Source organism: Variovorax sp. YR566, from assembly GCF_051992195.1.
GTDB lineage: Bacteria > Pseudomonadota > Gammaproteobacteria > Burkholderiales > Burkholderiaceae_C > Variovorax.
In genome coordinates, this window is the sequence record NZ_CP197092.1 from 5,369,852 (window position 1) to 5,389,684 (window position 19,833).

Genomic DNA, 19,833 nt, shown 5'->3' on the forward strand with positions numbered 1-19,833 from the left:
CGCGCGTGCCCTTCTTTACATTGACGCCAGCCCCTGCTGGTGGCCCCAGGCGTGCGAGGCCCCGTCGTCGGCGGTCACGCGCACCTGGCTCGCCAGGAAGGACGGCGACAGGCCGAAGTAGCGCTGGAAAGTGCGGCTCATGTGCGCCGCGTCGGTGAAGCCGCTGACCAGCGCCACGTCGGTAAGTGGGCGCCGCACGGTGAACTGCTGCACCGTGCGCCGCACCTTGGTCCACAGCGCATAGCGCTTGACCGACGCCCCCACCTGCCGGGCGAACAGGTGCGTGAGCCGGTCGGGCGAGAGGCAGGCCACCGCCGACAGGTCGCGCAGCGGAATCTGCCCCGCATGCGCGCGGATGGCCTGCAGCACGCGTTCGATGCGCGGGTCGATGGCCGCTTCGCTCTCGGGGAATTCGTTGATGGCCTCGACCAGCTTCACGCTCAGCGCCCGTAGCCCGCGGCTGCAAAGCGCGCCGTGCTGCGCCGGATCGAAATCGTCGCGCAGCCGGCCGAAGCGGCGCGCATCGATCGGCAGGATGCCGTGGCCGCCCATGCGTTTGGCGAGCATGCGGTAGGCGCTCGAGGCGGGATCGAGATTGAGCGACAGCAGCCCGCAGCCATCGACGTCGAGCCGGCGCGACACGTGCGGAGCGACCAGCGCCGCGGTGCAGTGCACGCGCGTGCCGTCGACCGCCTCCAGCGCGAAGGGATGCCCGCTGATCGACGCCAGCAGCGTGGCCGACGAGCGGGCCGTCAGGCCCGACTGGATCGCCGGCGTGATGTAGAGGAACCGGTCATCCCACAGGTGCAGGAAGTTTTGCGTTGCCATGCCGTATCACTTTTGTTTTTGTCTCCAGCGGCGGATTCTCCCGCATCGGAACGGCCATGGGCTGCACATGCTGGCGCACCGCCTCCAGCAGCAGCGTGGCCAGTCGGCCCACCGGGGCCTCGGAGTGGGCCTGCGCGCGATAGAGCACGAGCGATATCTGCGGCAGTGCCGGCAGGGACAGCATCGTGCGATCGATGATGCGCACGTGCGATGGCAGCCCGAAAGGCGTGCGCACCGTGAGGCCCAGGCCGGCCGAGGCAGCGGCCCACAGCGCGGCCAGGCTGGCGCTGCCGAAGGCCCGGCGCCATGGCACGCCGGCGCGGTCGAGCGCAGTGATGACGATCTCGCGCAGCGGGCACGGGGCGTCGAGCATGATGAGCGGCAACGGCTCCTTGCTCTTGGCCTGGCGCGTGCCGGTGCCGCGGTACTCGCGCTGCGTCCACCAGTCGGCTTCGATCCGGTCGGGCGCCTTGGGGCCGATCCACAGCAGGGGCAAGCGCGCCACGCGCTCGGCATACGGCGACAGGGGCTGGTCGCCCGCGTCCCATGCCAGCGCCAGGTCGAGCTGGCCGAGTTCGAGCCGCTCCCGCAGCTCGCCGCTGCGCGCCACGCAGGCCTCGATGCGCACCTTGGGATGCGCGCGCGCGAAGCGGCCGAGCACGGCCGGCAGCAGCGTCTCGCCGAAGTCTTCCTGCAAGCCGAGGCGCACCCAGCCCTGCAGGTCGGCGCCGCGCATGGCGGCGCTGGCTTCTTCATTCAGTTCGAGCATGCGGTGCGCATAGGCCAGCAGCGTTTCGCCGGCGTCGGTTAGCTCCAGCCCGCGGCCGGCCTTGCGGAACAGCACGGTGCCGGCCTGTGACTCCAGCTTCTTGAGCTGCGCGCTCACTGCGGAAGTCGAGCGGCCCAGCTTGTCGGCGGCACGCGCATAGCTGCCGAGCGCGATGCCGGTGGAGAAAGTGCGCAGCACGTCGAGATCGAACATCACCTGGCTCATGTCGGGGCTCCTTTTTTGACCATCCTGTTTTTCAGGACGATTGGCACATTATTTTCTGATTTTCAAAACCTTGGCGACGGCGGACACTGCGCCGCAACATGACGCAATCCTCCCATTCCTCCTCTTCGTTCTCACCGCACCACCGCTGGAAGGTGCTGACTGCCGGCGTGGCCGCCAACGCAGCCTTCTCCGTGGCCTTCAGCGGCATCCCGATGACCGCCGTGCTCATGCGCACCGGCTACCAGCTCGACAACGCCACGCTCGGGCTGGTGCTCGGCCTCATGGGGCTAGGCATCGCGGTGAGCGAGTTGCCATGGGGTCTGCTGACCGACCGCTGGGGCGACCGGCCGGTGCTGCTGATGGGCCTGGGCAGCACGGCCATCGCGCTCGTGGCGATGGCGCTGTGGGCCGCACCAGCGGCGGGGCACATTCCCGGCCTGGGCTGGCTCGGCGCCGGGCTGCTGCTGGTCGGCCTGCTTGGCGGCAGCGTGAACGGTGCCAGTGGCCGCGCGGTGATGACGTGGTTCGACGCCAGCGAGCGCGGCCTCGCGATGAGCATCCGGCAGACGGCCGTGCCACTGGGCGGCGGCATCGGCGCGCTGGTGCTGCCTTTCGTCGCCCTGCATTTCGGCTTTGCCGCGCTGTACGGCCTGCTCGCGCTGCTGTGCGCGCTGAGCGCGGCGATGAGCTGGGCGTGGGTGCACGAGCCGCCCATTGCGCCGCGCGGCAACAAGACCGCGGAAGCGATCACACCGAAGAGCGGCCCGCTGCGCGACGTGCGCGTGTGGCGCATCGTGGCCGGCATCGGCATCCTCTGCGCGCCGCAGTTCGCGGTGCTGTCCTTCGGCACCGTGTTTCTGCACGACTTCGGCCATGCGGGCTTCGCGACGATTACCGCGACGATGGTGTTCACGCAGGTCGGCGCGATGGTCATGCGCGTGTGGAGCGGTCGCTGGACGGATCGGCGGCGCAACCGGCCGGCCTACCTGCGGGCTTGCAGTGCGCTCAGCGTGCTGCTGTTCGCGGGCCTCGCGGTGCTGGTGATGGCCTCAGGCACGCACGCCGCCGATTCACCGGCGCTGCGCATCGCGCTGGTCGTTCTGCTGGGCGTGAGCGGCGTGTGCGTGTCGGCCTGGCACGGCGTGGCCTACACCGAACTCGCCACGCTGGCCGGTGCAGCCCGCGCCGGCACGGCATTGGGCATGGCCAACACCAGTGTGTTCCTGGTGTGCTTCGTCACGCCGTTTTCCATTCCGCACCTGCTGGCGCTGCAGGGCTGGCCGATGGTGTGGCTGGCGGCCAGCGCCTGCGCGCTGGTGGCGATGCCGCTGCTGGTGCCGCGGCCCGCCGTTGCGGATCAGAAGGTCGCGAAGGCCGCGTTGAGCCGGTCGACATAGGCGCGCTTGGCCGCCGCGTCGATGAAGCTGCCTTCGAAGCTGTTCGCCGCGAGCTGCCAGGCCTGTTGCACATTGAGCCCGGTGGCCGCGAAGGTCTGCGTGAAGTTCTGGTTCATGTAGCCGCCGAAGTAAGCCGGGTCGTCCGAGTTGACGGTAGCGACCAGGCCTGCACCCAGCAGCGCGCCAAGGTTGTGCTGCGACAGGTCCGGGAACACGCAGAGCTTGAGGTTCGACAGCGGGCACACGGTGAGCGGAATGCGGTCTTGCGCGAGCCGCTTCATCAGCGCCGGGTCTTTGGTGCTTTGCACGCCGTGGTCGACACGCTCGACCTTGAGCACGTCGAGCGCGCTCCACACATAGGCCGGCGGGCCCTCTTCGCCCGCATGCGCGACAAGGTGAAAGCCCAGCTCGCGGCAGCGTGCGAACACGCGCGCGAACTTCTCTGGCGGGTGGCCGACTTCGCTCGAATCGAGCCCCACGCCGATGAACTTGTCGCGGAATGGCAGCGCCTGCTCCAGCGTCTCGAAGGCTTCTTCTTCGCTCAGGTGGCGCAGGAAGCACAGGATGAGCGTGGCGCTCACGCCCAGCTTCGGTTGCGCATCGACGCAGGCGCGGTGCAGGCCGTTGATGACCGTCTCCATCGACACGCCGCGCGCCGTGTGCGTCTGCGGGTCGAAGAACATCTCGGTGTGCACCACGTTGTCTGCTGCCGCGCGCTCCAGGTAGGCCCAGGCCATGTCGTAGAAATCCTGTTCCTTCAGCAGCACGCTGGCGCCGGCGTAGTAGATGTCGAGAAAGCTCTGCAGGTTGGTGAAGGCGTAGGCCTTGCGCAATTCTTCGACGCTGGCGTAGGGAATGGACACGCCATTGCGCTGCGCGAGCGCGAAGATGAGCTCGGGTTCGAGCGAACCCTCGATGTGCATGTGCAGTTCGGCCTTGGGCATGGCGCGCAGCAACTCGGGCAGGCGGTCGGCTGCGATGCGGTCGAAGCTCTTGTCGTAGACGGGGCGGAAATCGGTCATGGTGGGGGCTCTGCTGCTGCGTTGTGATCCCGCACAGCATAAAGCCAGCCATGCCCGGCGCGATGCCTGAAACCGTATAGCCGTCAGTCAGTCGATGCTGCGCGCCGAACTGGTCAGCGAGCGCGCGCACAGCAGCAGCGTGGGCGCCAGCTTGCGCACGGCTTCGTCGATCGTCCAGCGGCTGGTAGGCGCCACGATGTGCACCGAGGCCACCGGCCGCCCCTGGCTTCCCAGCACGGGCGCCGCGATGGTCATGTCGCCGAGGAACAGCTCCTCGGCATTGGTGGCAAAGCCCTGCAGCCGCGCCTGGCGCAGCGTTTCGAGGATTGCGTCCACATCGGTGCACGTGTGCATGGTGTGCGCCACGCGGTCGGAGGCCTCGATGAGCGAGCGCGCCTCTTCCTCGGGCAGCGCACTCAAAAAAGCGCGCCCCGAAGCCGTGCAGTACATGGGAATGCGGCTGCCGATGGGCATGTGCACCGGCACGAACTGCGCGCTGACGAAACGCGCCACGTAGACCATGTCGAGCCCGTCGGGCTCGGTGAGGCAGGAGGTTTCCGTCGTCACCTTGGTCAGCTCCGACAGGAAGGGGTTGGCCATGTCGATCAGCGAATGGGCCGCCAGGTAGTTGAAGCCGATTTCCATCACGCGCGGCGTGAGCTGGTAGCGCCGCGTCTTCGGGTGCTTGCGCACGTAGCCCAGTTTTTCGAGCGTGAAGACCATGCGCTGGGCCGAGCTCTTGGTGATGTCGGTGGCCTCGGCCACGTCGGCCAGCGTCATGGTGCGCCGCCGTGCGCTGAAGGCGCGCAGCACGGCCAGGCCCTTCTCCAGCGACTGGTTGAAAAGCAGGCTCTGGCTGTCTTCGGGGGCTGTGTCGGGTGTGGCGTCCATGGCGCTGGAGTATAGCTACAGTCTCTTGAAATATCGAATATCGATTCTTAAAACTCGACTAGTGGTTTCTATTTATTGATTAGAGATTCAAAAGAATCGACTATTGGCATGCATGTTGCATCGCAGGGTGCATCACCTTTTTCCGTTCCCTTTCCGTTCATTTCCACTTTTCAACGTCCTTTTCCTCCGAGGAGTGCTTCCATGAATCGCATCGTTCGCCGCCTTCACCGCCTGGCCCTGGGTCTTTGCATCGCCGGCACCGCCTCGCTGGCCATGGCACAAGGCGCCACGCCGACCTACAACGTGGGCGCCACCGCCACCGGCGTGCCCTTCACCTTCCTCGACGTGAAGACCAACACCATCCAGGGAATGATGGTCGACACCGTCACTGCCGTAGGCAAGGCGGGCGGCTTCAACGTCAACGTGCAGCAGACGGTGTTCTCGGCGCTGATTCCCTCGCTCACGGCCCGCAAGATCGACATCGTCTCGGCGGCCATGCTCAAGACAGCGGCGCGCCAGGAAGTGGTCGACTTCAGCGACCCGGTGTATTCGTACGGCGAGGGCCTGATCGTCAAGGCCGACGACACCCGCGCGTATGTCTCGCTCGACGAGCTCAAGGGCGAAGTGGTGGGCGCGCAGGTCGGCACCGTGTTTCTCGACATGCTGAACAAGAAAGGCATCTTCAAGGAAGTGCGCAGCTACGACTCAGTGGCCGACATGACGCGCGACCTTTCGCTCGGACGCATCAAGGCAGGGCTGGGCGACCAACCCATCATGGCCTACCAGATCCGCCAGAACACCTTCCCCGGCGTGAAGCTGGTCGACAGCTACAAGGCCGTGAACGTGGGCGACGTGTGCCTGGTGGTGCGCAAGGGCGACACCGAGACGATGGCCCGCATCAACAAGGCCATTGCCGCCGTGAAGGCCGACGGCACGCTCGCCAAGATCGTCCAGAAATGGGGGATCTGATGCACACCCCCAGGCTTCGCGCACTTCGTGTCGCTTCGCCAACCCCCTTGCAGGGGGCAACACCTGCGGCCCGGCAAAGCCGGTTCCGCGGTGTTCCCCGAATGGGCCTGACTGCGTCGGCCGACCAGTTCGATGCGCCGCGCATCAAGCGACGAGGCTGATGCAGATGGCTGCTCCCACCTTTCTACAGAACGCGCAGGACTTCCTGCCGATCCTCCTGCAGGGCGCGGTGGTCACCGTGCAGGTTACGGTGCTCGCCTTCCTGCTGAGCAGCGCGCTCGGCCTTGCGCTCGCGCTGATGAAGCTGTCGCCCGTGCGCGCCCTCTCGTGGGCCGCCACGGTGGCCATCAACGTGATTCGCGGGCTGCCGATCATCGTGCAGCTCTTCTATATCTACTTCGTGCTGCCGGAGTTCGGCGTGCAACTCACGGCTTTCCAGGCCGGCGTGATCGGGCTGGGCATTGCCTACTCGGCGTACCAGGCCGAGAACTTCCGCGCCGGCATCGAGGCGGTCGATCCGGGCCAGCGCGAGGCGGCGCAAGCCATGGGCATGCGCTCGGCACTGATCATGCGGCGCGTGATATTGCCGCAAGCCTTTCGCATCGCGCTGCCGCCCTACGGCAACACGCTGGTGATGATGCTGAAGGACTCCTCGCTGGTCTCGACCATCACCGTGGCCGAGATGACGCGTGCCGGCCAGCTCATCGCCTCGTCGACCTTCCAGAACATGACGGTCTACACGTTGGTCGCCCTGCTCTACCTGTTGATGAGCCTGCCGCTGGTCTACGGCCTGCGCCGGCTAGAGAAGCGCTTTGCCGCCGGGAGAAAACAACCATGATCCACGTCGAAGGACTGGAAAAGCGCTTCGGCACGCACCGCGTGCTGCAGGGTGTGAGCCTGAACGTGGACAAGGGCGAGGTCGTGTGTCTGATCGGCCCTTCGGGCTCGGGCAAGTCGACGGTGCTTCGCTGCATCAACGGGCTGGAGTCGTACGAAGGCGGCGAAGTGCGCGCCTTCGGCGAGCGGGTGGACCGCAACGCGCCCAACATCCACCGGCTGCGCAGCCGCATGGGCATGGTGTTCCAGCGCTTCAACCTGTTTCCGCACCGCAGCGTGCTGGAGAACGTGATGGAAGGCCCGGTCTACGTGCTGCGCCAGAACGCGGCGCAGGCGCGCGAAGAAGCGCTGGCGCTGCTGGCCAAGGTGGGGCTGGCCGAGAAGGCACAGGCGTATCCGGCGCAGCTCTCGGGTGGGCAGCAGCAGCGCGTGGCAATCGCCCGCGCGCTCGCGATGAAGCCCGAGGCCATGCTGTTCGACGAGCCCACGTCCGCGCTCGACCCCGAGCTGGTCGGCGACGTGCTCGGCGTGATGCGCGCACTGGCCGACGAGGGCATGACGATGATCGTGGTCACGCACGAGATGGGCTTTGCGCGCGAAGTGGCCGACCGCGTGTGCTTCCTGCACAGCGGCAGCATCGTCGAGGAAGGCCCTTCCGCGCAGGTGCTGGGCGCGCCGCGCCAGGCGCGTACGCAAGACTTTCTGCGGCGCGTGCTGCACCCCTCCGGTGCCGTGGCGTCCGCGGAGGTGCGCGCATGAGCGTTCGCGCGTTGCCTCCTTCGCTCTGGGCCGACACCGCACCACCCGCTCCACCGACACCGCCGCTGGCCGAATCGCGCAAGGCCGACGTGCTGATCGTCGGCGGCGGTTTCACCGGCCTCTCGGCTGCGCTGCATCTGGCCGAGGCCGGCGTGCAGGCCTGCGTGCTCGAGGCGCACGAACCCGGCTGGGGTGCATCGGGGCGCAACGGCGGGCAGGTGAATCCTTCGCTCAAGCACGACCCCGACGAGCTGGTCCAGCTCTATGGCCATGCGCGTGCAGAGCCCTTGATCGATGCGGTCTCGCGCTCGGCCGACCTGGTGTTCGACCTGATCGCCCGCCACGGCATCGACTGCCAGCCGGTGCGCAAAGGCTGGATCCAGGCCGCCTACGCACAGAAGGACGTGGCCGCGCTGCATGCGCGCGCCGAGCAGTGGGCGAAGCGCGGCGTGACGACACTGCAGCTCGACCGCGCCGCCGTCAGCGCGCGGCTCGGCACCGAAGCCTTTGCCGGCGGCTGGCTCGACGGCCGCGCTGGCAGCATCCAGCCGTTGGCCTACACGCGCGGGCTGGTGCGCGCCGCGCAGGCCGCGGGCGCTGCCGTGCACGGTGGCACCGAAGTCACGGCGCTGGAGCGCCGCGGCACGCACTGGCATGCGAGCACATCGACTGGCGCGAGCGTCACTGCCGAGCAGGTGCTGATTGCCACCAACGGCTACACCGGCGCGCTGTGGCCGAAGCTGTCGAGCACCGTGCTGGCCGCCAACAGCTTCATCGTCGCGACCGAACCGCTCAAAGGCGCAGCGGCCGACGCCATTCTTCCGGGCGGCGAAACCGCCTCGACCTCGCAGCGCTTGCTGCTCTACTTCCGCAAGGACGCGCAGGGCCGCCTGCTGATGGGCGGTCGCGGCCACTTTGCCGACCCGGCCGGGCCCGCGGATTTCGCGCACCTCGAGCGCTCGCTCGAACTGCTGTTTCCCCAACTGGGGCCGCTGCGCTACGAGTCCCGCTGGGCCGGCCGCATCGCGGTCACGCGCGACTTCATGCCGCACGTGCACACGCCGGCGCCGGGCGTGACGGTGGCGCTGGGCTACAACGGACGCGGCATCGCGCTGGCCACGAGCATGGGCAAGCACGTGGCGACGCGACTGGTCGATGCGGGCGCCGATTTTCCGTACCCGGTAACGCCGATCCAGCCGATTCCGCTGCACGGATTGCAGCGCTTCTACGTGGCAGGCGGCGTGGCCTGGTACAGCCTGCTCGACCGGCTGGCCTGAACGCGCTCAGCCCTTGTCCGACTTGCCTGCCGCGTCGGCGAACTTGCTCAGCAGCCGGTCGACCATCCACGGCCGGCTGTCGCGGTCCTCCGCCGCTTCCTTGCGGCGGATCGCGTCGCGCACGACGATGGAGCCGATGTAGCGGATCGGCTCGGGCGGAAACTGCCCCAGCGGCCCCTGGATGAGCGGGCTGCGCGTCCAGGCGTTGTCCTCGTCCAGCAGCAGCGAAGAGAGGATCTGCCCACCCATGTAGGTCGGCCCCACGCCGTTGCCCGAGTAGCCGAAGCCGTAGTAGATGTGCGGCGCGCCGTTGAGCTTGCCGAAGAACGGGAAGCCGGTGACGGAGCGGTCCGACGGCCCGTTCCAGCTCGCGGTCACTGGCACGTCGCGCAGCGAAGGAAAGAAGCCATGCAGCGCGCGCGTGAGCTCGGCCTCGTAAGGTGAGCGCTGGTCGAACACCGGCGCGATGCGCCCGCCCCAGGTGAAGGTGTTGCCGCCCTTGCCCAGCATCAGGCGGCCGTCCACGGTGGTGCGGTAGTAATAGACGAAGGTGCGCGAATCGAGCACCGAGACGCCATCGACCAACCCCATCGCGCGCAGCAGCTCGGGGCATTTTTCCGTGATGACCATGTCGCTCGACACGATGGCGATCGTGCGCTCGAACTGAGGCAAGGCACTGGCCATCCACGCATTCATCGCCAGCACCAGCTTCGGCGCCTCGATGCTGCCGGCCGGCGTACGCACCGTGACCGGATGGCCTTGCGTGAAGTCGATCATCGGGCTGCGCTCGTAGATGCGAATGCCCATGCCCAGCGCCACGCGCCTCAGCCCGCGCACCAGCTTGCCCGGATGCACGGTCGCGGCGATGGGCGAATACACGCCTGCCAGGTTGCGCGCGGAACCCGAGCGGCGCGCGACTTCTTCGGGCGGCAGCGTGCGGTAAGAATGAATGCCGCAGTTCTCCAGCCCCTTCATCACGGGGTCGAGCGCGCCGACCTGGGCCTGCGAGGTTGCTGTGTAGAGCGTGCCGTCCTGCCGCAGCTCGGCGTCGATGCCTTGCGCGCGGCAGAAGTCGGCGATGTGCTGCACCGCATCTTCCGAGGCCCTGACGAGGCGGATGGCCTCGGCTTCGCCGAACAGCCTGCGCAGCGTGAAGAACTTGGTCGACCACGTCAGCAGGCAGCCGCCGTTGCGCCCGCTCGCACCGGAGCCGCAGAGATCGCTCTCGACGATGGCGATGTCGAGCGCCGGGTTGCGCTGCTTCGCCTGAATGGCGGTCCACAGCCCGGTGAAGCCGCCACCGACGATGCAGACGTCGGCGCGCTGTGCGCCCTGCAGTGCAGGTGCGAGGTCGCCGTCGTTGAAGAGGGCCTGTTCGATCCAGAAGGGGCGCATGTCGGAAGGCTCTCGGTTTCAGGTTATGGCTGCGGCGTGGCAGCCTGCCTCGACGCGAGCACCATGTGCCGCGCGTAGTGCATCAGGTCGGGCGTCTTCGCATCGGCGCACTTGGCGCTGTCGTCCCAGCGGCGCAGACGCACCGCGTCGAGCGCATGCGGCAGCGCTTCGAACTGCCTTGCCTGCGCTTCGTCGAACACGCCGCCCTGCAGCACCAGGCTGCGCTGCGAATCGGCCGACAGCGCTTCGAGATACCCCGGTTCACGCGCGCACAGGAAGCGCTTGGCGTCCACGTGCAGCCGGATAGGATCGAGCGTGGCCGGGCCGAACAGGTGCTTCAGGAAGGCGCGGCTGCGGTACTGGTGCAGGTCGTCCAGGCCCTGCTGCGTCGGCGTGCCGTCCATGTCGTGCAGCAGGTGCCCCAGGTCGTGCAGCAGGCTTGCGGTGATGAGTTCGCTGGATGCACCGGCCTGCTCGGCCAGGTGCGCGGACTGCAGCGCGTGCTGGAGCTGCGTGACGGGTTCACCGTCGTACTGCGCGTGGCCCTTGGCCTCGAACAGGGCGACGATGCCCTCCACGTCCAGCGGTACAGCGAGCGATGCGGCGACTACCACGGCAACGAATAAGTCTTGGTATTGGTAAAGCTCTTCAGGGCCTCGAGCACGCCTTCCTTGTATCCGAGGCCCGAGTCCTTGATGCCGCCGAAGGGCGTGAGCTCCAGGCGGTAGCCCGGCACCTCGCGCACGTTGACGCTGCCCACGTTCAGCTCGCGGATGAAGCGCGTGATGTAGTCCATGCGGTTCGTGCACACCGCCGAAGACAGCCCGTAGGCCGTGCCGTTGGAGATGCGGATCGCCTCCTCGATCGTCCTGAAGCGGATCACCGGCGAGACCGGCCCGAAGGTCTCGTGCCTGGCCACCGTCATCCCGGGGTCCACATGGTCGAGCACCGTGGGCGAATACAGCGCGCCGCTGCGCTCATTGCCGTACAGCAGCTTCGCACCCGCCTTGATCGCCTCGTTGACCACCGCCTCGAACTGGATCGCAGCCGCCTCGTCGATCACCGTGCCCATGTCCGTGGCCGGGTCCATCGGGTCGCCGTACTTCAGCGCCCGCGTCTTGGCCAGCAGCAGCTCCACGAACCGGTCCGCCACCGCCTCGTGCACCAGCATGCGCTTGATCGCCGTGCAGCGCTGGCCCGAGTTCTTGTACGAGCCGCTGGCCGCCAGCGTGGCCGCCTCCTCGACGTCCGCATCCTCCATCACGATGATCGGGTCATTGCCCCCCAGCTCCAGGATCTGGCGCTTGTACACCGCCTTGCCCGCGATGTACTTGCCGATGGCCACGCCCCCCGTGAAGGTGACCAGGTCCACGTCAGCGCTGGTGAGCATCTCGTCGGCAATCTCGCGCGGGTCCCCCGTGATCACCGACAGCATCGGCGGCGGCAGGCCCGCCTCGTACAGGATGTCGGCCAGGATGAAGGCCGTCAGCGGCGTCTTCTCGCTGGGCTTGAGCACCATGCGGTTGTTGGTGGCAATGGAGGGCGCCACCTTGTGGATCACCTGGTTCAGCGGATGGTTGAACGGCGTGATGGCCGTGATCGCACCCTGCAGCGGCTCGCGCAGCGTGTAGACCTTGCGGCTCTTGCCGTGGTGCGTGAGGTCGCAGGAGAACACCTGGCCGTCGTCCACCAGCGCCTGGTTGGCCGCGAACAGCAGCACGTCGGAGGCGCGGCCCACCTCGTACAGCGAGTCCTTGCGGCACAGGCCCGACTCCATCGTGATCACGCGCGAGATCTCGTCCAGGCGCGAGGCGATGATCTCGCCCGCGCGCATCAGGATCTTGTAGCGCTCGTAGCGCGTGAGGGTGGGCTTGTAGTCGCGTGCGATCTTGTAGGCAACCCGAACATCTTCGAGCGTGGCCTTGGGCACGGTGGCGATCACTTCGCCGGTGTAGGGGTAGGTGACGTCGATCGTGCGGTCGCGGTGAATCCGCTCGCCGGCAATGCGCAGGGCTTCGCGGTGAATGGTGCCTGGCTTCAGGGTGGCTTGGCTCATGGGGGAGTGCTCCGGGCGACGGTTTACTGGGCGTGGTTCAGCGCAAGGTCCAGCGCATCGAAGTTGCGCAGCCGGCGGCTGGCGGCGATACCGGTGACCGGCCGGTTGCAGATCAGCGGCACGCGCTGCTCCGACACCCCGCCGTGCGAGCGCAGCGGCACCTCCAGCGCCGACAGGTCATGCCGGCTGGCCGAGGTGCCGATGACCGTGCTCTGCTCGCTGACCACCACGATGTCGCCGATGCGGTCGGGCGGCAGCTCGAAGCGCGCGGCCGCGTCCTTGCGCGAGAGCACCAGCTCCATGCCCGGCAGGCGCTGGATGCGCTCGATCCAGCCCGGCACGCGGGCCTCGTCGGGGGCGTACACGGTGGCAAACGAGCCCAGCGCGCCGTGGTGCACCACGTACGGGTCGGTGATCGGCAGGATCACGCGGGCCTGGTCCTTGCCATACCAGTCGTCGAGCACGTCCTGCAGGTAGATGACCTTGGGGGCGCCATCGGCGTCGTGCTTGTCGTTCATGCCGTGGTCGGCCGTGAGCACGATGGTGGCGCCCAGCGCATCGAGCTGCGCGAGGTAGCCGTCCATCATGGCGTAGAAGGCGTTGGCCGCGGGGCTGCCGGGGGCGGCCTTGTGCTGCACGTAGTCGGTGGTCGACAGGTACATCAGGTCGGGGCGGCGCGATTCCATGAGCTTCACGCCTGCGGCGAAGACGAACTCCGACAGCTCCGCGCTGTACACCGAGGGCACGGGCATGCCGACCATCTCGACCACGCCGTCGATGCCGTTCTCCTCGATGGTGGCCTGGTCGGCCTTCTCGGACGAGAAGCAGATGCCCTTCATGCGGTGGCCCAGCAGCTTGCGCAGCTTGTCCTTGGCGGTGACCACGGCAAGCGAAGCGCCCGCATCGGCGAAGGCTGCGAGCACGGTGCCTGCGCGCAGGTACTTGGGGTCGTTCATCATGACTTCCTGGCCGAGTTCGCGGTCGAAGAAGTAGTTGCCGCAGATGCCGTGCACGGCCGGTGGGGCGCCGGTGACGATGGACAGGTTGTTCGGGTTGGTGAAGGAGGGCACCACGCAGTCGGCCAGCAGGTCTGCTCCGGTCTTGCGCATGCGCTCGATGTACGGGGCTACGCCGGCTGCGATGGCCGCGTCCAGGTACGCAGGCTCGCAGCCATCGACGCACACCACCACGACGGGGCGGCTCATCCAGCGGTAGCTGCGGGCATTGACTTCGAGTGTCTCCGGTGTCATTTCAGACTTCCTTTTGGGGTGGGTTGTTCGATGCGGTCGCCGCGTCGGAATCGGCGCGGCCGAAGGCCTTGTGCATGCGCGCGCGGCTGCCCGCGACGTGCTGGCGCAGCGCGCGCCCTGCCGTGTCGGGGTCGCCGCTGGCAATGGCGTCGACGATGTCGCGGTGCTCGTCGGCCGACACGCGCAGGCCGCCGCCGCTGTCGAGCGCACGCATTCTGAAAAGGTGCAGCTCCTTGACCAGGCGCTTGTAGGTTTCGGTGAGCTTCTTGCTGCCGGCCGTGTCGAGCAGGATCTCGTGGAACTGCAGGTTGAGCTGCGCGTACTGCTCCACGTCCTGCGCCTGGGCTGCCGAGCGCATTGCATCGAGCATGGCGCGCAGGCGCTCGACCGCGTCGGGCTTGATGGCGAGCGCCACGCGCCGGCCGATGATTTCTTCCAGCGCCTCGCGCAGTTCGTAGATCTCGTCGGCTTCCTCGAATGCGATCTCGCGCACGAAGACGCCACGGTTCTTTTCGTTGCGCACGAGGCCGGCCTCTTCCAGCGCACGCAACGCCTCGCGGATAGGGCCGCGGCTGGTGTTGAAGCGCTGCGAGAGTTCGCTCTCGTTGATGCGGCTGCCCACGGGGAGCTCGCCCGTCATGATCAAACGCTCGATTTCTTCCTGCATCAGCATCGGCAGCGAGCTGGACTGGAGAAACGCGAGGGCGGCGGAGTGATTGGTGGTGACCATGGGGCATATTTTCCCCGAAGATTGAAAACTGTCAACAATTTTTTATTGACAGTCTTCAATCAGCAATCTACATTGCGTTCACCGGACCTTGGAACGCCACGCGCCGGAGCCCGCCACTCACCAACCCCCTGTGACAGCAAGCCACTTCAGGAGAAACAGATGACGATGAAACAAAGCACGCGCCGTCTCACGGCGGCCCTGTGCGTTGCGGCGCTAGGCCTCATGGCCGGCGGCGCCGCCTGGGCGCAGAAGACTCCGCTCCTGGTCTACACGGCGCTCGAGACCGACGCCATGAAGCTCTACAAGGACGCCTTCGAAAAAGCCAACCCCGACATCGAAGTGAAGTGGGTGCGCGACTCCACCGGCATCGTCACCGCCAAGCTGCTGGCCGAAAAAGCCAACCCGCAGGCCGACGTGGTGGCCGGCCTGGCCGCCAGCAGCCTCGCGCTGCTGCAGCAGGAAGGCATGCTCCTGCCCTACGAGCCCAAGGGCTTCAAGGACCTGAACCCCGCCTACTCCGACAGCGCCCGCCCGCCGGCCTGGGTCGGCATGGACGTCTGGGCCGCAACCATCTGCTTCAACCGCGTCGAGGCCCAGAAGCTCGGCCTGCCCAAGCCCGAGAGCTGGAAGGACCTGGCCAAGCCCGTCTACAAGGGCACCATCTCGATGCCGCACCCGGCCTCCAGCGGCACCGGTTATCTCGACGTGTCGTCATGGCTGCAGAACATGGGCGACGCCGAAGGCTGGAAGTACATGGACGCGCTGCACCAGAACATCGCCCAGTACGTGCACTCGGGCTCCAAGCCCTGCAAGCAGGCCGGCGCGGGTGAGTTCCCCATCGGCATCTCGTTCGAGTTCCGCGCGCATCAGGTCAAGAAGTCGGGCGCGCCGGTCGACCTGATCTTTCCGAAGGAAGGCCTGGGCTGGGACATCGAGGCCACCAGCATCATGAAGACGAGCAAGAAGACGGAACAGGCCAAGCGCTTCGCCGACTGGATGGCCAGCAAGGAGGCCAACCAGATCACCTCCACATGGTGGGCGGTGGTGGCCTACCCCGGCGTGGCCTCGAAGCTCGAAGGCATTCCGGACAACTACGAAAAGCTGCTCGCCAAGAACGACATCAACTGGGCAGCGAAGAACCGCGAGCGCATCCTGGCGGAATGGAGCAAGCGCTACGAAGGCAAGGCTGAACCGAAATAAGGCTCGCCCCCAGGCTGCGCGCACTTCGTGTCGCTTCGCCAACCCCCTACCGGGGGCGACACCTGCGGCCCGGCAAAGCCGGTTCCGCGGTGTCCCACGAATCGGCTCGACAGGCCTGCAGCTCTTATCCCAACCCGCGACGCCCATTTCTGTGGCGTGCGCCAACGACGAGTGCGAAAAATGGATATGACCGACACCAAGTTCATTGCCAGCCCGGTGCCTGCTAGCGCTCCTGCAGCGCTCGAGATCGTCGGCGTTCGCAAGGACTTCGAATCCTTCAGTGCGCTGCGCGACGTGCACCTGCGCGTGAACCCGGGCGAGATGCTGTGCTTTCTGGGCCCCTCGGGCTGCGGCAAGACCACGCTGCTGCGCATCATCGCGGGGCTGGAAACGCAGACCGCCGGGCAGATCCTGCAGAACGGCAAGGACGTCTCGTGGCTGCCGCCGGACCGGCGCGACTACGGCATCGTGTTCCAGTCGTATGCGCTCTTTCCCAACCTGTCGATTGCCGAGAACATCGGCTACGGGCTGGTCAACAGCCGCGCCAAACGGGGTGAGATCAAGGTGCGAGTCGAAGAGCTGCTGAAGCTCGTCGGCCTGCCGACCTCGGGCAACAAATACCCGAGCCAGCTTTCGGGCGGCCAGCAGCAACGCGTGGCACTGGCCCGCGCGCTCGCCACGCGTCCCGGCCTGCTGCTGCTCGATGAGCCGCTGTCGGCGCTCGATGCGCTGGAGCGCATCCGCCTGCGCGGCGAAATCCGCCGGCTGCAGAAGCAGGTCGGCATCACGACCATCATGGTCACGCATGACCAGGAAGAGGCGCTGTCGATGGCCGACCGCATCGTGGTCATGAACCACGGCGTGATCGAGCAGGTCGGCACGCCGATGGAAGTCTACGAACAGCCGGCCACGCCCTTCGTGGCCGATTTCGTCGGCAAGGTCAACGTGCTGCGCGCGGTGGCGCTGGGCAACCATCGCTTCAAGGTGGGCGACATGGAACTGCAGTGCGATGCCTGCGACGGCGCCTTCGAGCCCGGCGAAGCCGTCAACCTCTACCTGCGCCCCGAAGACCGTGCGGTCGAGCACCTGGGCGACGACACGGCCAACCGCCTGCAGGCGCTGGTCACCAAGGTCGAATTCCTCGGCGGCCTGTGCATCGCCGAAGTGACGGCCGATGCGCTGCACGGACAAACGCTCGGCCTGCACTTCTCGCTCAACCAGCTGCACGACCTCGACATCCGCGAAGGCAACACCATCGACATCGCGCTGCGAGCCAACCGCATCCGCGCCTTCTCCGCACGCAGCCCGAAGCCATGAACACGCTGGCACACCCTCGCCCTTCGTTCGCCGCGCGACCGGCCATGCGCTGGAGCCGCGACGAGACCATTGCCCGGGTCATCCTGTTCGTGGTGATGGCGATGCTCTTCGTGTTCCTGATCGCACCACTGGCGACCATCCTGGCCCATGCGGTGCAGGACAAGGACGGCCGCTTCGTCGGCCTCGCCCACTTCATCACCTACTTCCAGACGCCGAGCCTGCTGCGCGCGGCGTGGAACTCGGTGTGGGTCTCGGCGGCCGTGGTGATGATCTCGGTGCCCACCGCCTTCGTCTTTGCCTACGCGCTCACGCGCAGTTGCATGCCGGCGCCGCTGAAGGCGGTGTTCCGCCTCATTGCGTTGATTCCGCTGCTGGCGCCCTCGCTGCTCTCGGCCATTTCCTTCGTGCAGTGGTTCGGCAACCAGGGGGCTCTCAAGTTCCTGCTGGGCGGCGCGTCGATCTACGGCGCGCCCGGCATCATCCTGGCCGAGGTCTACAACACCTTTCCGCATGCGCTGATGATCCTGGTCACCGCGCTGTCGCTCGCCGACGGCCGGCTGTACGAGGCGGCCACCGCGCTGCGCACGCGGCCGTCGCGCCAGTTCATGACCATCACGCTGCCCTCGTGCAAGTACGGCCTCATCAGCGCGGCGACCGTTGTCTTCACCTACGTGGTGAGCGACTTCGGCGCGCCCAAGGTGATCGGCGGCAACTTCAACGTGCTGTCGGTCGATGTGTTCAAGCAGGTAGTCGGGCAGCACAACTTCTCCATCGGCGCGGTGGTGGGCATGCTGCTGTTGCTTCCCTCGATCATTTCCTTCGTGATCGACTACGTGGTGCGGCGCAAGCTGAAGGCGCAGCTCACGGCGCGCTCGGTGCCCTACAGCCCCAAGCGCCGCAAGCTCGCCGATCCACTGCTGGTGCTGTTCTGCGCGGTCGTGTGCGGGCTGCTGCTGGCCACCATCGGCATGGCGATCTACACCTCGCTGATCTCGCTGTGGCCCTACGACCTTTCGCTCACGCTCAAGCACTACCACTTCGTGCTGGTCGAAAGCGACATGGCCGCGGCCTACGGCAACAGCCTGATCGTTGCCATGGCCACCGCCGTGGCCGGCTCGCTGATCGTCTTCGTGGGCGCCTACCTGATCGAGAAGACGCGCAACCTCGGCCTGATGCGCAAGGGCATGCATCTGATGGCGGTGCTGTCGATGGCGGTGCCGGGCCTTGTGCTCGGGCTGGGCTACGTGATGTTCTTCAACCATCCGGCCAACCCGCTGAACTTTCTCTACCAGACGATGGCGATCCTGATCATCTCGATGGTGGTGCACTACTACACCTCGAGCCATCTCACGGCCGTGACGGCGCTCAAGCAGATCGACAACGAGTTCGAAGCCGTGTCGGCCTCGCTCAAGGTGCCGTTCTTCAAGACCTTCCTGCGCGTGACGGTGCCGGTGTGCCTGCCGGCGATCCTGGACATCGGGCGCTACTTCTTCGTGGTGTCGATGGCCAGCCTGTCGTGCGCCATCTTTCTCTACACGCCGGAGACCATCCTGGCCTCGGTCGCGATCATGCATCTTGACGACGCCGGCGACATCGGCCCGGCCGCGGCGCTGGCCAGCCTGATCGTCGTCACCTCGACCATCGTGTGCATCGCCTACTCGCTGCTGACGCGCGTGCTGCTGTCGCGCACGCAGGCCTGGCGCAACCTGAGCCGCGGTTGAGCGGCGGCCCCTCTGTCTTCCCCTTCCTCTCATTTCTTTCCCTGCCTGGAGACATCATGAGTCAAGCCCCCTACCCCATTCTTCTCACGCCCGGCCCCCTGACCACTTCGGACCGCACGCGGCAGGCGATGCTGCGCGACTGGGGATCGTGGGACGCCGACTTCAACCAGATCACCGCGCGCATCCGCAAGCATGTGCTGGAGATCGTGCACGGCACCGGCACGCACGAATGCGTGCCGCTGCAGGGCAGCGGAACCTTCTCGGTGGAAGCTGCCATCGGCACCGTCGTGCCGCGCGACGGCCACGTGCTGGTGCCGAGCAATGGCGCGTACTGCCAGCGGCTCGCCAAGATCTGCAAGGTGCTCGGCCGCAAGCTGACCACCATCGACTACACGGAAGAAAAGCAGGTCTCGCCGGCCGACGTTGACCGGGCGCTCGCGGCCGACCCAGGCATCACCCACGTCGCGGTGGTGCACTGCGAAACCGGCGCCGGCGTGCTCAACCCCCTGCACGAGATCGCGGTGGTTGTCGCCAGGCACGGCCGCGGGCTGATCATCGACGCCATGAGCTCCTTCGGCGCGCTGGAGATCGATGCGCGCAAGACGCCCTTCGATGCGGTCGTCGCCGCTTCGGGCAAATGCCTCGAAGGCGTGCCGGGCATGGGTTTCGTCGTCATCAAGCGCAGCACGCTCGAGAAGTGCGAAGGCAACTGCCACTCGCTGAGCATGGACCTGTACGACCAGTGGGTGTACATGGAGAAGACCACGCAGTGGCGCTTCACGCCGCCTACGCACGTGGTCGCCGCGCTCGACACCGCCATCGCGCAGTACATCGAGGAAGGCGGCCTTGCGGCGCGTGGCGGGCGCTATGCGCGCAACTGCAAGGCGCTGATCGAAGGCCTGGCTTCGCTGGGCATCCGCAGCTTCCTGGAGTCCGCCATCCAGGCGCCGATCATCGTCACCTTCCACGCGCCCGACGATGCCAACTACGACTTCAAGACCTTCTACCAGGAGGTGAAGAAGCGCGGCTACATCCTCTACCCCGGCAAGCTCACGCAGGTGGAGACCTTCCGCGTCGGCTGCATGGGCCACTTCGGCGAGGCGGGCATTCCGGGCGCCGTGGCCGCCATCGGCGAGACGCTCAAGGCCATGGGCATCAGGCGCGTCACCGCACCCGTTGCCGCCTGAAGG

Annotated in this window: 18 protein-coding genes; 9 read left to right on the forward strand and 9 right to left on the reverse strand. The window is 66.9% G+C overall.

The genetic code is table 11. The features are described from left to right. Positions 1-15: 15 nt before the first annotated feature. Both ACTG4X_RS25170 and ACTG4X_RS25175 read right to left on the reverse strand, forming a co-directional pair. Positions 16-828 carry a helix-turn-helix domain-containing protein gene (locus ACTG4X_RS25170; protein WP_426389687.1) on the reverse strand — a complete coding sequence of 271 codons (813 nt, stop codon included), beginning with the start codon at positions 826-828 and terminating at the stop codon, positions 16-18. Then, positions 794-1,822: a LysR substrate-binding domain-containing protein gene (locus ACTG4X_RS25175; protein ID WP_426389688.1), complete on the reverse strand. Its 1,029-nt coding sequence runs from the start codon at positions 1,820-1,822 to the stop codon at positions 794-796. Before ACTG4X_RS25175 ends, ACTG4X_RS25170 begins: the two co-directional genes overlap by 35 nt. A 98-nt stretch (positions 1,823-1,920) precedes the next feature. Between ACTG4X_RS25175 and ACTG4X_RS25180 the strand changes: the two genes are divergently transcribed. Beyond that, the gene (locus ACTG4X_RS25180) at positions 1,921-3,219 is read left to right on the forward strand and encodes an MFS transporter (protein ID WP_440532200.1); all 1,299 of its coding nucleotides are present in this window, start codon (positions 1,921-1,923) and stop codon (positions 3,217-3,219) included. Here the strand turns inward: ACTG4X_RS25180 and ACTG4X_RS25185 are convergent. Then, positions 3,180-4,241, reverse strand: a complete 1,062-nt coding sequence (locus ACTG4X_RS25185; protein ID WP_426389691.1) for an adenosine deaminase — start codon at positions 4,239-4,241, stop codon at positions 3,180-3,182. The two genes, ACTG4X_RS25180 and ACTG4X_RS25185, sit on opposite strands and share 40 nt — an antisense overlap. An 87-nt stretch (positions 4,242-4,328) precedes the next feature. Continuing rightward, the gene (locus ACTG4X_RS25190; protein ID WP_093058521.1) at positions 4,329-5,132 is read right to left on the reverse strand and encodes an IclR family transcriptional regulator; all 804 of its coding nucleotides are present in this window, start codon (positions 5,130-5,132) and stop codon (positions 4,329-4,331) included. 201 nt (positions 5,133-5,333) lie between these two features. Between ACTG4X_RS25190 and ACTG4X_RS25195 the strand changes: the two genes are divergently transcribed. The 4 genes from ACTG4X_RS25195 (at position 5,334) to ACTG4X_RS25210 (ending at position 8,974) form a co-directional block, all read left to right on the forward strand. After that, positions 5,334-6,101 (forward strand): ABC transporter substrate-binding protein, encoded by a 768-nt coding sequence (locus ACTG4X_RS25195; RefSeq protein WP_093080879.1) that lies wholly within the window; start codon positions 5,334-5,336, stop codon positions 6,099-6,101. A gap of 166 nt (positions 6,102-6,267) precedes the next feature. Further along, entirely contained in the window at positions 6,268-6,939 is a 672-nt protein-coding gene (gene ehuD / locus ACTG4X_RS25200; RefSeq protein ID WP_093058542.1) for an ectoine/hydroxyectoine ABC transporter permease subunit EhuD, read from the forward strand. Further along, the gene (locus ACTG4X_RS25205) at positions 6,936-7,697 is read left to right on the forward strand and encodes an amino acid ABC transporter ATP-binding protein (protein ID WP_440532201.1); all 762 of its coding nucleotides are present in this window, start codon (positions 6,936-6,938) and stop codon (positions 7,695-7,697) included. The genes ehuD and ACTG4X_RS25205 overlap by 4 nt, the downstream gene beginning before the upstream one ends. Continuing rightward, positions 7,694-8,974: an NAD(P)/FAD-dependent oxidoreductase gene (locus ACTG4X_RS25210; RefSeq protein WP_440532202.1), complete on the forward strand. Its 1,281-nt coding sequence runs from the start codon at positions 7,694-7,696 to the stop codon at positions 8,972-8,974. Before ACTG4X_RS25205 ends, ACTG4X_RS25210 begins: the two co-directional genes overlap by 4 nt. 6 nt (positions 8,975-8,980) lie before the next feature. Here the strand turns inward: ACTG4X_RS25210 and ACTG4X_RS25215 are convergent, their stop codons facing one another. From ACTG4X_RS25215 to ACTG4X_RS25235, 5 genes are read right to left on the reverse strand one after another with little or no spacing between them, the layout of a single operon-like run. Continuing rightward, on the reverse strand, positions 8,981-10,369 hold the full coding sequence (locus ACTG4X_RS25215; RefSeq protein WP_440532203.1) for an FAD-dependent oxidoreductase: 1,389 nt from the start codon (positions 10,367-10,369) through the stop codon (positions 8,981-8,983). A 23-nt stretch (positions 10,370-10,392) separates the two neighbouring features. After that, on the reverse strand, positions 10,393-10,983 hold the full coding sequence (locus ACTG4X_RS25220; protein ID WP_371127409.1) for a phosphonate degradation HD-domain oxygenase: 591 nt from the start codon (positions 10,981-10,983) through the stop codon (positions 10,393-10,395). Continuing rightward, the gene (phnY, locus tag ACTG4X_RS25225) at positions 10,977-12,425 is read right to left on the reverse strand and encodes a phosphonoacetaldehyde dehydrogenase (protein WP_440532204.1); all 1,449 of its coding nucleotides are present in this window, start codon (positions 12,423-12,425) and stop codon (positions 10,977-10,979) included. The genes ACTG4X_RS25220 and phnY overlap by 7 nt, the downstream gene beginning before the upstream one ends. A gap of 23 nt (positions 12,426-12,448) precedes the next feature. After that, positions 12,449-13,675: a phosphonoacetate hydrolase gene (phnA, locus tag ACTG4X_RS25230; RefSeq protein ID WP_258353600.1), complete on the reverse strand. Its 1,227-nt coding sequence runs from the start codon at positions 13,673-13,675 to the stop codon at positions 12,449-12,451. A gap of 1 nt (position 13,676) precedes the next feature. After that, entirely contained in the window at positions 13,677-14,405 is a 729-nt protein-coding gene (locus tag ACTG4X_RS25235) for a phosphonate utilization associated transcriptional regulator (RefSeq protein ID WP_093058823.1), read from the reverse strand. 159 nt (positions 14,406-14,564) lie between these two features. On the opposite strand from ACTG4X_RS25235, the gene ACTG4X_RS25240 reads away from it, so the two are divergent. The 4 genes from ACTG4X_RS25240 to ACTG4X_RS25255 all read left to right on the forward strand — a co-directional run bounded on the left by ACTG4X_RS25240 (position 14,565) and on the right by ACTG4X_RS25255 (position 19,830). Further along, entirely contained in the window at positions 14,565-15,605 is a 1,041-nt protein-coding gene (locus tag ACTG4X_RS25240; protein ID WP_093058824.1) for a putative 2-aminoethylphosphonate ABC transporter substrate-binding protein, read from the forward strand. A 180-nt stretch (positions 15,606-15,785) separates the two neighbouring features. Beyond that, complete coding sequence (locus ACTG4X_RS25245; RefSeq protein WP_093179733.1) at positions 15,786-16,922, forward strand: putative 2-aminoethylphosphonate ABC transporter ATP-binding protein; 1,137 nt, start codon at positions 15,786-15,788, stop codon at positions 16,920-16,922. Further along, positions 16,919-18,643 carry a putative 2-aminoethylphosphonate ABC transporter permease subunit gene (locus tag ACTG4X_RS25250; RefSeq protein ID WP_440532205.1) on the forward strand — a complete coding sequence of 575 codons (1,725 nt, stop codon included), beginning with the start codon at positions 16,919-16,921 and terminating at the stop codon, positions 18,641-18,643. Before ACTG4X_RS25245 ends, ACTG4X_RS25250 begins: the two co-directional genes overlap by 4 nt. 56 nt (positions 18,644-18,699) lie before the next feature. Beyond that, on the forward strand, positions 18,700-19,830 hold the full coding sequence (locus ACTG4X_RS25255; RefSeq protein ID WP_093058827.1) for a 2-aminoethylphosphonate--pyruvate transaminase: 1,131 nt from the start codon (positions 18,700-18,702) through the stop codon (positions 19,828-19,830). Positions 19,831-19,833 lie beyond the last annotated feature (3 nt).